This is a genomic window from Limnospira sp. PMC 1279.21, assembly GCF_032349615.1.
Lineage (GTDB): Bacteria > Cyanobacteriota > Cyanobacteriia > Cyanobacteriales > Microcoleaceae > Limnospira > Limnospira fusiformis.
Genome location: NZ_JARPLU010000034.1, coordinates 23,941 through 36,917, shown reverse-complemented (window position 1 = coordinate 36,917; position 12,977 = coordinate 23,941). Strand labels below are relative to the sequence as shown.

The following is a 12,977-nucleotide window of genomic DNA, read 5'->3' as shown; positions in this document are numbered from 1 at the left end:
TTGCAGCCTTATTTGACTCCTAAACGTCTCGCACCATGATTGGATTTTACCATGAATCCGACTTGATGAGTATGTCGTCAGGGAAATTTGGCATGGTCTGGGGTTTGACCGTATATTCATTATTGAGTTGCGAATCTTTTGGGGTATTGTACCTTATTGTCTTAAGATGTTAAGCAAATCTTGGATTAAATTCTTGCTCCTACTTTTCCCCTTGTTCTTTTGAACGCAGCGTATCAACCTATTTCGCTGCTTAGTATTGACGATGGTTCAAGCCGGACATTTGGTTTCCCTAATCATGGATGGTTGGCAGTGGTCTCGATTCTGGTGTTGGGTTACACCTCGGAGCCTTCCGTTCCCCGCTTCAATCCCAGGATTGTGGGTCCTGAAACTAGGAGTGGCTATCGCCGTTACCCTCACCTCTGTTTCGTTACGTTTCCGTTATGTTAAGAATTGTTACGAATTGTTACAGAGTATGTTAACCTGGGGTTCCCTGCCGGGTTTTGGTATCGTATGATACCAAACGTCGGGACATATAAACAGTTATGGGGTCGGTCAGAGGCGAGCCTCTTATATTCAACCAAGGGGTTGAAGCCCCACCAGATAGCTATTTCAGGCATTACCGCCTTATTTCGTATCTGAACGTCTCGCACCACCAAGTATAAACTAATATTTTTGCCCAAGTTTGAAGTGAAAAATCTGGTCAAGAGAGGAAAACGACGCTTGGCCACGAAAACGGGACGCGCCATGGTGACATGGGCTCATTACCGTTTTCAGACTTTGTTGAAGCATCAAGCAGCTAAGTATGGCTGTGTGTAGGGGCGGGTTCTGCGATCAGCCCCCACTAAGAAGAATCAGCTTTGTAAACCCGCCCCCGGACGTAACGAAAGAGTACACCAGCAAAACCTGTTCAAAATGTGGTCACATTCACACCCAACTAGGAGGCAACAAACAATTTGTTTGCCCTAATTGTGGTCATAGGATAGGACGTGATATTAATGGAGCCTTTAACATTCTGCCCTTGGCTTTGAGAGATACCTCCACTAATGGCGTGATTACCTCATTCCAGATGGTGCCATACTCATAAACTTCCGGCTATTGCCAGATTTTTCCTGGTTAAATGTATCTGTCAAAAACACCGTAGCAGTTGTATGCTAAAAGTTTCGGCCGGTAAGGGGCTGATCACATTTTGGCGGTTTAAGGTAAATCTGTGGACTTAAATCAAATTTTTAACACTGAAAATCCCATCATTGGAGTAGTGCATCTGCTGCCGCTTCCCACCTCCCCTCGATGGGGTGGGGATATCAAAGCAGTAATCGATCGCGCTGAACAAGAAGCAACTGCCCTCGCCTCCGGGGGTGTACATGGTATAATTGTCGAGAACTTTTTTGATTCTCCCTTTGCTAAAGATAAGGTAGATCCAGCGGTGGTCAGCGCCATGACCATGATTATCCAACGGCTGATGAATCTAGTTACAGTCCCCCTGGGAGTCAATGTCTTGCGAAATGACGGTGAAAGCGCTTTGGCGATCGCATCCTGTGTAGGAGCCCAATTCATTCGTGTCAACGTCTTAAACGGCGTGATGGCTACCGACCAGGGAATAATTGAAGGCAATGCTCACCGACTCCTGCGCTATCGTCGAGAATTAGGAAGCGATGTTAAAATCTTGGCAGATGTCCTAGTCAAACATGGCCGACCTCTGGGTTCTCCCAATCTGACAACAGCAGTTAAGGAAACCACAGAACGAGCCTTAGCTGATGGAATTATTCTATCAGGCTGGTCTACTGGTAGTCCCCCTAGTCTGGAAGACCTGGAACTAGCGCGGACTACAGCGGGTGATACTCCCGTATTTATCGGCAGTGGGGCTGATTATGAAAATATTTCTACCCTCATTAAAGCTGCTGATGGCGTGATTGTTGCCAGTTCCCTTAAACGACATGGCCGCATTAGCCAACCTATTGATCCCAGTCGCGTTAGTCAGTTTGTCGAGGCTATGCAGCGTGGTTTACAGCCAGGAACAACAGACCCCTGGACACTTAAACCACAGTCGGAACTACCTAGTAAACTGAAACCCTAATCAGAAACTGAAAACATTTCCTATGGTTAGCAGTCCTTCTACTCCCTGGATTTATCGCCACTCTCGTCTAATTATTCTCACCATCGCTATTATAGGGGCGATCGAAACTGCCTATTTAACTGGGGTTAAACTCTTGGGGGGAGTGGCTGTCTGTCCTACCCAAGGATGTCATGAAGTTCTCAATAGTCCATTAGCCACCGTGGCGGGGATACCCATTAGCCTATTTGGGTTTTTAGCCTATTTCACTATGGCAAGTCTAGCCGCTACCCCCTGGCTGGTCAATCCCTCCAGTCAAAAAAAACTACGGACTAAATTAGAATCCGCTACCTGGTGGATTATGTTTGGTTTGGCTACCGTCATGGCCGTTATCAGTGGCTTTTTGATGTATCTGCTGGCTTTTGAACTGCAAGCCTTTTGTCCCTACTGTGTGGCTTCCGCCATTTTCTCCATTAGTCTCTTTCTCCTGACTATGGTGGGGCGATTTTGGGATGATTTCGGACAACAGCTTTTAGTTGGGGTGGCTGTGACTATGGTGGCTTTGGTCACTGTCCTGGGGGTTTATGGTGGACAACCTACCTCAACCACTCAGCCACCTACCCTCGTCAGCCGTCAGATTACTACTAATTCAGGCGCAGCCGAAATATCCCTCGCTACCCATCTTAAACAGATTGGCGCTAAAACTTTTGGTGCTTATTGGTGTCCCCATTGCTACGAACAAAAGCAGCTTTTTGGCCGTCAGGCTTTTGCTATACTGGACTATGTAGAGTGCGATCCACAGGGTCCTAACGCGCGACCACAACTGTGTCAACAAGCTGGAATTAATGCTTATCCGACTTGGGAAATTAACCAGAAATTCTACCAGGGACGGTTATCTTTACAAAAACTGGCGGAGTTGTCTGATTATCAAGACAGACAGGATTTTGCTAATTCTTCCTTTGATTAACTTTCACAGGTTCTGAGGTTGAGCGATCGCTCTCACCATAATTTGAACTGTCTATAATCAGGGTGGGTCTGAGTTCCATCACATTTGAGGGATAAGCGATCGGATGTTCAGAATCTTACAGGGATTTAGTAAGTATCCTCAGCAGGCTTTAACTTCCCTAAAATTATGGTTTTTGGAACGTAAGCATATCTGGATTACCTCTTCTGGAGTGGCGGCGGCTGTGCTTATAGTCAGGCTTGTAGGACTTCTACAAACCTCCGAATTAGCTGTTTTTGATGTGTTAGTCCGCGCTCGTCTCCCGGAATCTCCAGAAGACCGGATTGTGATTATTGGTATTGATGAACAGGATTTAAGAGAGTATGGGTTCCCCGTTTCTGATGCCATTTTAGCTGATTTATTATACATTATTAATCACGCAGAACCTAGGGCGATCGGTTTGGATTTATATCGGGGTATACCCATGGAACCCGGTCACGATGAATTTACCCAAGCCTTAACAAATATTCCTAATTTGATTGGTATTGAACTCCTGGAAACTCTTAAAGTCGCCGCCGTTCCACCTCCCCCGGCTTTGGCGGAAATAGGTATGATCGGATTTAATAACTTTGTCATTGACTCCGATGGTCGCATCCGTCGCAATTTATTATATGCTGGTAGTGATGATGGTCAGACTCGACGGAGTTTTGCGCTTCAGTTGGCTTTGATAGAACTGGAATATCATGGCATTTTTCCCACTTTAACTGATAATTATGAAGTGCAATTTAATGGGGTGGTTTTTCCGAAATTTCAACCCAATGATGGGCCTTATGTCCGCGCTGATAATGCTGGTTATCAAGTATTAGCTAATTTTCGCAATCCCGCTGTAGGTTTTAAAACCGTTTCCCTCAGAGATGTGTTGAATGGAGATGTCCCACCCTCTCTATTTCAAAATCGCATTGTCATGATTGGGTCTACGGCTTTTAGTGTCAAAGATTTTCACTTAACCCCCTACAGTAGCAGTCTATTTGAAGAACCTCGTTTTATTTATGGCGTGGAACTTCATGCTAATTTTCTCAGCCAAATTTTAACTACAATCCTAGAAGAACGTCCCCTAATGTCTAGTTGGTCAGAACCTGTAGAATGGCTCTGGATTATCTTCTGGTCTTGGGTCGGTGCTAGTTTGTCCTGGAAACTGCGATCGCCTTATCGTTCCATATTGATGATTATTTTACTTAGCGGCGGTATCTTTACAGGCGCTTATCTAGTGCTTTTAATGGGCTGGTGGATTCCCGTTGTACCACCTTTAATTACCCTGGGGGCTTCTGGTATTGTAGTCACCACTTACTTAGCACATATTCAAGAAGAATTTAAACGCTCAACCGATTTCCTTAATAGCATTATTAACACTATTCCTGACCCTATTTATGTCAAAACTAAAGACCATAAAAAAATGGTGGTTAATCAAGCCTATTCGCGATTGGTAGGCTTCCCGGTGGAGATGATTTTAAAGAAAAGTGACCATGATTTATTCCCGAAGAGGGAAGCGGATCTTTTTTATGAACAGGATGAACTGGCTTTTCAGACTAACTGGGAACAGGAAAATGAGGAAAAATTAACTGATGCTAGTGGCGTTAATCACTGGATTGCGACTAAGCGATCGCTTCATAAAGACGCAGCAGGTAATCTGTTTTTGGTTGGGATAATTCGCGATATTACCGAACGCAAAAAATCCGAAGAAACCCTCCGACAACTAGCCGAACAGCTGGAAAAATATAACGCTGAACTTCAGCAAAGGGCTGACCATGACCCCCTCACAGGTTTACCCAACCGCCAACTATTTGAGGAACGCCTCACCCAAGCCTTAATCTGGGCTGATACTAATCAAAAGTTTGTCGGGCTATTTTTTCTCGACCTTAACAATTTTAAACCTATTAATGACCAATACGGACACCATGTCGGGGATTTAGTGCTTAAACTGGTCGCCGAACGTTTGCGAGGCTGTTTACGCGCTAGTGACACTGTGAGTCGCCTTGGGGGTGATGAATTTACTATCATCCTACCAGGAATCCCTAGTCATGCTGATGCGGTCAGGGTGGCGGAAAAAATACTAGACCAGGTAACTCAAGAGTCAGAACTCGATGGCCATGTTATTACCATCGGTCTGAGTATCGGAATTAGCCTCTATCCCCTGGACAGTCAAGATTATGAAACTTTAGTTCAAAAAGCTGATGCGGCTATGTATCGCGCCAAAAGCCGACATCAGAACTCCTATGAGTTGACCCCCCCTGTACCTCCAAATATTACAGAAGCGTGACTTGTCTAAAAATACTTAGTGCTGTATATTAAATGGTGAGGGTCTATATCTGAAAACTTAACAATTCTTTACAAAAGCTAGATCCGTGGCAGGATACCACTTTAGAGATTGTGTGTTGGCTCACTAGCTCTTCGGAGAAAAATACATCCGTAAAATCACTGATATAATTAAGTGTAGACAGTAAAGGGAATCTATGAGCCGAGAATCAGGCGATTGAGTTCACAGAGGTTATGTTCCATTATGAGATGCTTACTCAAATTTACAACTGTCTTAGTTTTAGTCATCGGGTCTACGTTCAGCATAACCACTGTTGCTGAGGCTAGAAACTCGTCCCTTAGTGACGGTGAAGTTGTAGCAGCCTGCAATAATCCCTTTAATGCTTCAGCCTGTCAAGCCCAAGATCCTCCTGTTAACGATACTCCTAATTCAGGAGGAGGCGGCGGGGCTTATTAATCAAAAAAACACCTTTTTTTGAGGGCTTTTGACAGTAACTGATTATATTGTTTTTTACTGACAATAAAAGCCCCAAAACGCTCTAAATGAGGGTTATTCATTTGGGCATCAAATAGGCAAAATTCCCGTTTTTGCAGGTGTTCAACGAGCTTGACCATTGCTACTTTTGAGCCGTTAGGAATATTAAAGAACATAGACTCGCCGATAAAAGCGCCGCCGATCGCAATTCCCAAAATCCCCCCAGCGAGGCGATCGCCTTCCCAGGTCTCGAAACTATGAGCCCATCCCTGTCTATTCAATACTTGATAAATGCGCTTTAATTCCGCCGAAATCCAAGTATTTTCGCGGTCAGCGCAGCCTTCCACCACTGCATCAAAATCGCCGTTAATCGCGACTTGAAAGCGATTTTGATTAAGGAATCGTTGAAGCGATCGCGGATAGCGGAAACGTTCATCTAGGGGAATCAAGGCTCGTTGGTGGCTGCTGTACCATCCTAGGGAGTCTTCCCCATCATTTGCCATTAAGAAATAGCCTTGAGCATATCCTTCAATAATTGCTGATATATCATATTGCATATTCGCCGAAATGTGATAGAATGGTAAGTTAGTCTAAAATCAGCTTTTATTGATTCAATAATATGGTTAACAATCTTTCTTATCCGATGCTGGAGAATACTTTAAGCAAACTGTTAAATCAAACCGAAAAAGATTGGGGATATTTACGGATCCACAAAGTTGATAATGCTTACACTGTGAGAATGTGGGGTTCAACGGACACAATTTTACGGTTTCAGAGTAATGAAAATACTCGGTCCTATCGTCTATTTTGGTATCGTCGCCCCAAGCCATCAGTATCAATTCAGAGTCGCACCACCACCAATAAAGTTTTAGACCCCAAAACGAAGACCTATAAAGTCAAGAAGTATAAAACCTATCAAGTTTGCTGCAAAATCGAGGCTAACCAGGTAGAATCATCGATTAACCGCATATTTGCGGAAATGGTGAGAGTTCACCTAGTAGCATTGATCCAAGCTAGAATAGAGCAACTGGACCGAGATGATCAAACTGGGACAGAAAAAACCTTAGAGTCACCAGTTGTGACTGTCATTCAAAACTAACTGAAGCAAACACACTAGAGATAATATGATTATGGCTGAACCGCCCAAACCTATTACCCTACCCCCTGTTGAAAATCCCCTACAGGAAGGGGAGTGGCTGAAAAAGACGTTACATGACTGGCTCGATCGCGAATTTATACCGGAAGCGGTGAACGCCGAGATAGCGGAACGCGCCTCACAGATTTTCGTGCGCCAGCGCATAGAGGGGGAAAACGATCTAGGCTGCTTAGTGATCGCCATTGTGACGGAGATGGAATCATTCGACTTTTCCAAAACCTTTTTCGGTGAGTTTGCGATCGCCAATGCCGTCAGCGATTTACTATTACAGAGCCTAGGATACGAGCGTTGCTGCGGTCAGTAGTCAAGTGTTGATCGGGAATCGGGGAATTATCCCAACTCCCCATCGATACCGATCCTACCAGCTAGACTTAACCACACCGGGTAAAAGTCCCTGGTGAGCCATTTCTCGCAATTGGTTGCGGCACAAGCCAAAATCGCGGTAATATCCCCTAGGCCGTCCTGTTACCCAGCATCGATTCCGCAGACGGGTGCGAGAACTGTTGCGGGGTAGTTGCTGGATCTGGCGGTGAATAGTCATTTTTTGCGCCTGAGAAGTAGCACTGTCAAACTGTTCTTTCAGTTGTTGGCGCTTGTCGGAATATTTATCAACCAATTCTTTGCGCTTTTTATCACGCTCGATCATGCTTTTTTTAGCCATTTTTAGAGTTAACGCCTCCTAATCAAGTTTAGATAATCCTACTAGCCGATCTGTGCTGATGGGCATAAATCTGACAATTTGCAATTGTAACACGCCGGATTGCGGGCTGTACAGATCCCACGCCCATGATAAATCAATCGGATTGACCAATTTTCCCAATCTGGCTGAGGTAGAACCTGCATCAAATCCCGCTCAATGCGAACGGGGTCTTTATGCTGAGTCAATCCCAGCCGTTGACTGAGACGACGCACATGGGTATCAACAGTCACGCCCATATTAATCCCGTAAGCATTAGCCATGACCACATTAGCGGTTTTACGGGCTACTCCGGGTAATTCGAGCAATTGTTCCATGCGTTTAGGAACTTCCCCGCCGAATTTCTCAGCAATCATCCGGCTTGATTCTTTGATATGGCGAGCCTTGTTGCGATAAAATCCAGTCGATCGCACCAAAGTTTCCAGCTCTTGCAAATCCGCGGTCGCCAAAGAGAAAGCATCAGGAAAGCGCTTAAATAAAGCTGGTGTCACCTGATTAACCCGTTCATCAGTACATTGTGCTGAGAGGATAGTGGCTACCAATAGCTGTAAAGGTGTCTCATAGTTGAGAGTACAAGCGGCATCAGGATATAAACGCTTGAGACGCACAAGAACTTCTAGGGCGCGATGTCGGAGTTTATGGTGTTGGTGGCTGCTCATTTTTGGCTCAATCCTATTGGAGTAGCGATCGCACCCAACTGAGATCGGTTAAATTGGCAGTATCCCGAATAATCAGGAAAATACCCAACCCCAACAACAACATCAATCCGGTTTGCATGACGCTTTCTTGTACCCGTTGCGGTAAAGGTTTACCCCGTAGGGCTTCAATCAGCAGAAACGCCAACTGACCGCCATCAAGAGCCGGGAGAGGGAGGATGTTAATTATAGCGAGGTTGATGCTAATTAGGGCAGCAAATTGGAATAAATTACTAGCATCGGAACGGGCTATATTAGCACCGATCGCCACAATAGCGACGGGACCGGAAAGTTGGGGAGCTGTTTCCCGAAAATTATTAATCAGTTGGGAAAACCCCGCCAAAGTCAAGTTAAAAATCCGCTGAAATTCCTCAGCACCTTTGACAAACGCATCAATTATCCCATCAGCCTGATAACGGACAATTTGACCGTTAGGGCTTAGTTGTACTCCAATACGACCCTTACCATCGGAGCCTGGTTCTGGAGTCACTTCTACGGGGATAATGCGATCGCCCCGTTGAACTTCCATTTTTAGAGGTTGGTTAGGGTTAGACTGAATTACCTCAATCAAGCGGGTAATGGACTTAGACTCGGCTCCTAGTTCCTCTCCATTCACGGATATGATTAGATCATTATCCTCAATCCCAGCTTTCGCCGCCGCTGAACTAACATCACTGGCTACAGAGGGGACTCGGACACCCGGTTGATAGTCAAAGTCGGGAACGCCAATCATTCCTACCTGAACCACTAATAACAAGTAGGCAAAAATCAAGTTAGCAATTACACCAGCACTGATTACGATCGCCCTATCTAAAATTGGTCGATTGCTCAACAGGTTTGGGTCATCTTTGGGGATTTCACTATCGGGATCTTCATCGGGAAAGCCGACAAAACCCCCCAAGGGAAAGCCTCGCAGTGCATACTCAGTTTCTGGGCCTTGATATTTCCACAAAACGGGACCGAAGCCTATGGAGAATCGATTAACGTGGATATGTTGAAGTCGCGCCGCCATGAAGTGGCCAAGCTCATGAACGACGATTAAGATTCCAAGAACCGCGATCGCAGCCAAAACTGACATGAACAATTCCAAATATACTAACTACTAGGGTGATAATTTTGTCATTATATCACTGCTTTGGCTGTGTTGGGCTTGTGCTATGTTGCTAATTTTTACTGATTTAGACGGTACTCTACTAAATTCTGATGATTATGGCTACGATGGGGCTATAAGGGCGATCGCAGACCTCCAACAACAACAGATCCCGATTATCCCGGTCAGCAGCAAAACTCGCGCCGAGGTGGAGGTATTATCAACAGAAATCGGGTTGACGGATTCGTTTATTGTGGAAAACGGCAGTGCTATTTTTATTCCCCCACATCAAGATTATCTGTTTTCTGATGATATGAAAAGGGCGGGAAAATACTATTTGAGGCAACGGGGATGTGTTTATGCACAAGTGCGCGACGGTTTGCGAGATTTGAGCGCGGCGATTGGTGAAGATTTGACGGGGTTCGGTGATTTGAATATTGCCGATATTATGCAGTTAACTGGTTTGTCGGAACCGGAAGCACAACGGGCAAAAAATCGAGAGTTTACTGAGCCTTTTATTACTCCTCACCATGTGGATCCGGAGAGGTTAGCACATCAGGTCAAAGCCCTGGGGTTTAATGTGGTGGTTGGCGATCGCTTTTCTCATTTAATTGGAGACCAGGCGGGAAAAGGTGGCGCGGTTCAATGGCTGGTTAATCGATATCAACAGGTTAATAGGGGGGAAAGTATTACGACTATTGGTTTGGGGAATAGTCCTAATGATTTGGCTATGTTGGAGGTGGTTGATATTCCGATTATTATACCCGGAATAAAAGGGGTACATCCTGGGTTGACTAATCAAGGCTGGAAAGTGGCTCCTTTTCCTGGTTCTGTGGGTTGGGGGGTGGCTGTGGCTGAGGAGGTGAAAGGGTTAAGCTACTGAGACTATTTGGGGAGTTGATGGCTGATTCGGAATTGGCTAATTTGAGGCGATCGCTAAGGGAAAGTTTCTGTAATTCCTGATTAAATTGATATAAATCTACGGGTTGATATGAGTTGTTAAATAGTGGGATTAATGCTTTGACTAATGCTACCATACCATCAGGAGGAACCGCGTTTCCAATTTGACGACGAACTTCGGTTACAGACCCTTCAAAGACAAAATCATCCGGGAAAGTCTGCAACCTCGCACGTTCCCGGTTAGTCAGCGATCGCGGTTCTTGATAATGATAACCCCAAGTTCCCCCACCACCCCCAGCGATAATAGTTGTGGAGGGTTGGTCTGGGTGGAGTCGTCGATATACATGACTAATCATTCCTTTGACATAGTATTCGCTATCTTGGGGAATATCTGTATAATTTCCCCCTGGTTTAATGCGCTTGATAATTTCGACGGTGCGAGAATGGATCCTTTGATGTTCATTATTATCAGCCACTTTTTCCACGTCTTTTAAGGCTTGTTTGGCGGTGAGATAGGGATAAAGGCGATCGCTTCCATATTCCGGGGAAGGATGAATAAAATTAAAGCCTGTATCCATTCTTACCCCCACAATTAAGACCCTTTCCCGATATTGGGGGACTCCATAATCGGCGAAATTGTACAGTTTTGGCTTGACCACATAACCCGGTTCTATGTTTTCAAAATCCGCAATAATTTTAGCGATCGCCTTATATTTATTGGCACTGAGTAAACCCTTGACATTTTCCGCAATGAATGCTTTAGGTTGGTGGTGACGAATAAACTCTAAAAAGTAGGTATACAGATTTCCCCTGGTTCCGGTGAGTCCGGGACGCTTCCAAATCATCGAAAAATCTTGACAGGGAAAACCTCCGGTAATTAAGTCAGCTTGGGGAACTTTAGTGATCTCAATTTCTTGAATATTATCACAGGCGATATTCTCGGAAATATTCCGCCTAAAAGTCTGACAAGCCGCCTCATTACAATCAATCGCCCAAACCACTTGAAAACCCGCCCGATGAAATGGTAAATCCATTCCCCCACACCCAGAAAACAAGGAAATTAACTTAGGTCGATTTTGCCATTTAATCCCATTTAAAATATCTAAAATTGGCATTTTTTATTTAAACAAATTAATCATAAATTGATAGGATAACATTAAGGGTTAATTCCTGGCAAATTGAACGATACCAATACCAGGATAATAGGCATAATCATCTGCTATCAGTCCATTAATTCCTCCATTCTAGTATAGCAGTTCACTGTCACCTATTGACAACACCAGTATTTTCCAGGTTTTCTGAGCCACCATCCATGTAAAATTTGTAAATACGCCAGCCACCAGACCTATCATCACTCCACCAGGGAAGAACTCCTTTTACATTTCTTAACTAGGCCAGGAGTGTTTCCATACTTGTTAATGTTCCCTTAATCAGGGGATGGGATCATTTATCCTGGCGAGTCTCAGAAATATATTGACAATCTTGCTCCTTGACGGGGGGCAGGAATTATTAAGATTATTGAAGCAAATTCAGGCTGTGATTTATAGCAATGTCAAAAAATATTAAATTTTCATGAATAAACTCCCAATCCTTTAAGCGGCGGATATAATGGTGTCAAGTCAGGGTTGCAGGAGGTCATATATATAGAGTTAATAGCTTTTCCCAAGCCATCTCAAATAGTCACTGAGTCTCGCCAAAAACATGATAGCCACAACCGTTATGGGAAAGCAGTTTTGAGGATTTAGCCCATCCGTAACCACTGAATTGAGGCCCGTCACTGTTGTAAATTTCATGCCAAGAGGCAGTGGTTATGTCTTGATAACTAGGCTACAGCCACAGAATCTCCGAACCAGGATGAAATCAGGATTTTCCTCTTCACTGTTGCCTTTAGCCTCTTCGTGGCAAGTATCGATATAAGAGGCGTTCTCTCCGTCTGTACCTATTCACTAGGAAATCATTTTCCCAGAAGAGATAACTCAGGAGTTAAATATAGAAAAAATTTGCCAGTTGACACTCAACGGATCTAATTGCCTGAAACTTTGAGCTTCGATGATTAGATCACCTGTGAAAATCACAAACATCCACCCTGATTGGGGGTGGCTTAGGTTTTTGTATTCGTTTAATGGAGAAGAAAAATGCCATATCATTCTGATGATGTCTATGTGATTCCAGCTCCAGAATATCCCTGGCCTTATGGCTGGGACAGCGACACAATACATCATGTTCCAACTCCAGATTCTGTAGATGCTCTAGTTTCATACGGCGACCCAGTTATTACAACTCCAGAATCTCTGAGCGAAGACCGTTTCGCTCCTAATCACAGCTTTGAGGCTGCACACGATTTTGGTACTGTCACCTCACAGCTAGTCCAAAATGAGCTGGTGATAGTATCGGGAAATGATGACTGGTTCAGCTTTACCACTAATGGAACTGCTGGCAGTGGTGCAGAGGTTCGTATTGACTTCCTCCACAGCCTAGGAGATGTGGATATGCGCCTGTACGATGCCAACAATAACTGGCTCGGCAGTTCAACGAGTGTATCGGATAATGAGAGCATTAGTTTGGCTGGCTTAGGCGCTGGAACCTACTACGTTCGTGTTTGGGGTTGGAGTGGTGCTAGTAACCCCAACTATAGCCTGACCATTGACCCCCGCGTTG

General features: G+C 44.6%; 14 protein-coding genes. 9 read left to right on the top strand and 5 right to left on the bottom strand.

Annotated elements, in window-relative coordinates; translation table 11 throughout:
• Positions 1 to 802: 802 nt before the first annotated feature.
• The 5 genes from P5683_RS07640 (at position 803) to P5683_RS07620 (ending at position 5,763) form a co-directional block, all read left to right on the top strand.
• A complete protein-coding gene (locus P5683_RS07640) occupies positions 803 to 1,084 on the top strand; it encodes a zinc ribbon domain-containing protein (protein WP_215905439.1) in 282 nt (93 codons plus the stop codon).
• Between the two features lie 123 nt (positions 1,085 to 1,207).
• Entirely contained in the window at positions 1,208 to 2,074 is an 867-nt protein-coding gene (gene btpA, locus P5683_RS07635; RefSeq protein WP_315639541.1) for a photosystem I biogenesis protein BtpA, read from the top strand.
• Positions 2,075 to 2,096: 22 nt separating this feature from the next.
• A complete protein-coding gene (locus tag P5683_RS07630) occupies positions 2,097 to 3,017 on the top strand; it encodes a vitamin K epoxide reductase family protein (RefSeq protein ID WP_008049656.1) in 921 nt (306 codons plus the stop codon).
• A gap of 103 nt (positions 3,018 to 3,120) precedes the next feature.
• A complete protein-coding gene (locus P5683_RS07625; RefSeq protein WP_008049657.1) occupies positions 3,121 to 5,310 on the top strand; it encodes a CHASE2 domain-containing protein in 2,190 nt (729 codons plus the stop codon).
• A gap of 240 nt (positions 5,311 to 5,550) precedes the next feature.
• Positions 5,551 to 5,763 (top strand): hypothetical protein, encoded by a 213-nt coding sequence (locus P5683_RS07620; RefSeq protein ID WP_006669655.1) that lies wholly within the window; start codon positions 5,551 to 5,553, stop codon positions 5,761 to 5,763.
• Here the strand turns inward: P5683_RS07620 and aat are convergent.
• Entirely contained in the window at positions 5,760 to 6,338 is a 579-nt protein-coding gene (aat, locus tag P5683_RS07615; protein WP_006669656.1) for a leucyl/phenylalanyl-tRNA--protein transferase, read from the bottom strand. The two genes, P5683_RS07620 and aat, sit on opposite strands and share 4 nt — an antisense overlap.
• Before the next feature lie 62 nt (positions 6,339 to 6,400).
• Between aat and P5683_RS07610 the strand changes: the two genes are divergently transcribed.
• Positions 6,401 to 6,880 (top strand): hypothetical protein, encoded by a 480-nt coding sequence (locus P5683_RS07610; protein ID WP_006620431.1) that lies wholly within the window; start codon positions 6,401 to 6,403, stop codon positions 6,878 to 6,880.
• Positions 6,881 to 6,911: 31 nt separating this feature from the next.
• Positions 6,912 to 7,241, top strand: a complete 330-nt coding sequence (locus P5683_RS07605) for a hypothetical protein (RefSeq protein WP_006617915.1) — start codon at positions 6,912 to 6,914, stop codon at positions 7,239 to 7,241.
• A 54-nt stretch (positions 7,242 to 7,295) separates the two neighbouring features.
• Here the strand turns inward: P5683_RS07605 and rpsN are convergent, their stop codons facing one another.
• From rpsN to rseP, 3 genes are read right to left on the bottom strand one after another with little or no spacing between them, the layout of a single operon-like run.
• Positions 7,296 to 7,598, bottom strand: coding sequence for a 30S ribosomal protein S14 (rpsN, locus tag P5683_RS07600; protein ID WP_006620429.1), 303 nt, complete (start codon positions 7,596 to 7,598; stop codon positions 7,296 to 7,298).
• Positions 7,599 to 7,639: 41 nt separating this feature from the next.
• The gene (gene nth, locus P5683_RS07595) at positions 7,640 to 8,293 is read right to left on the bottom strand and encodes an endonuclease III (protein ID WP_006620428.1); all 654 of its coding nucleotides are present in this window, start codon (positions 8,291 to 8,293) and stop codon (positions 7,640 to 7,642) included.
• Between the two features lie 13 nt (positions 8,294 to 8,306).
• Entirely contained in the window at positions 8,307 to 9,407 is a 1,101-nt protein-coding gene (rseP, locus tag P5683_RS07590) for an RIP metalloprotease RseP (RefSeq protein ID WP_006669657.1), read from the bottom strand.
• Between the two features lie 79 nt (positions 9,408 to 9,486).
• Here rseP and P5683_RS07585 point away from each other — a divergent pair, with 79 nt between their 5' ends.
• Positions 9,487 to 10,302, top strand: a complete 816-nt coding sequence (locus P5683_RS07585) for a mannosyl-3-phosphoglycerate phosphatase (protein ID WP_006620426.1) — start codon at positions 9,487 to 9,489, stop codon at positions 10,300 to 10,302.
• Here the strand turns inward: P5683_RS07585 and P5683_RS07580 are convergent.
• Positions 10,214 to 11,434 carry a DNA cytosine methyltransferase gene (locus P5683_RS07580; protein ID WP_006669659.1) on the bottom strand — a complete coding sequence of 407 codons (1,221 nt, stop codon included), beginning with the start codon at positions 11,432 to 11,434 and terminating at the stop codon, positions 10,214 to 10,216. The two genes, P5683_RS07585 and P5683_RS07580, sit on opposite strands and share 89 nt — an antisense overlap.
• A 1,020-nt stretch (positions 11,435 to 12,454) precedes the next feature.
• On the opposite strand from P5683_RS07580, the gene P5683_RS07575 reads away from it, so the two are divergent.
• A partial coding sequence (locus P5683_RS07575; protein ID WP_315669432.1) for a PPC domain-containing protein occupies positions 12,455 to 12,977 on the top strand: 523 nt, incomplete at its 3' end.

Excerpts from the sequence above, each read along its gene's own strand:
- P5683_RS07640 (WP_215905439.1), top strand. The coding sequence starts at position 803 with ATGGCTGTGTGTAGGGGCGGGTTCTGCGATCAGCCCCCACTAAGAAGA.
- P5683_RS07630 (WP_008049656.1), top strand. The coding sequence starts at position 2,097 with ATGGTTAGCAGTCCTTCTACTCCCTGGATTTATCGCCACTCTCGTCTA.
- P5683_RS07625 (WP_008049657.1), top strand. The coding sequence starts at position 3,121 with ATGTTCAGAATCTTACAGGGATTTAGTAAGTATCCTCAGCAGGCTTTA.
- P5683_RS07620 (WP_006669655.1), top strand. The coding sequence starts at position 5,551 with ATGAGATGCTTACTCAAATTTACAACTGTCTTAGTTTTAGTCATCGGG.
- aat (WP_006669656.1), bottom strand. The coding sequence starts at position 6,338 with ATGCAATATGATATATCAGCAATTATTGAAGGATATGCTCAAGGCTAT.
- P5683_RS07610 (WP_006620431.1), top strand. The coding sequence starts at position 6,401 with ATGGTTAACAATCTTTCTTATCCGATGCTGGAGAATACTTTAAGCAAA.
- P5683_RS07605 (WP_006617915.1), top strand. The coding sequence starts at position 6,912 with ATGGCTGAACCGCCCAAACCTATTACCCTACCCCCTGTTGAAAATCCC.
- rpsN (WP_006620429.1), bottom strand. The coding sequence starts at position 7,598 with ATGGCTAAAAAAAGCATGATCGAGCGTGATAAAAAGCGCAAAGAATTG.
- nth (WP_006620428.1), bottom strand. The coding sequence starts at position 8,293 with ATGAGCAGCCACCAACACCATAAACTCCGACATCGCGCCCTAGAAGTT.
- rseP (WP_006669657.1), bottom strand. The coding sequence starts at position 9,407 with ATGTCAGTTTTGGCTGCGATCGCGGTTCTTGGAATCTTAATCGTCGTT.
- P5683_RS07585 (WP_006620426.1), top strand. The coding sequence starts at position 9,487 with ATGTTGCTAATTTTTACTGATTTAGACGGTACTCTACTAAATTCTGAT.
- P5683_RS07580 (WP_006669659.1), bottom strand. The coding sequence starts at position 11,434 with ATGCCAATTTTAGATATTTTAAATGGGATTAAATGGCAAAATCGACCT.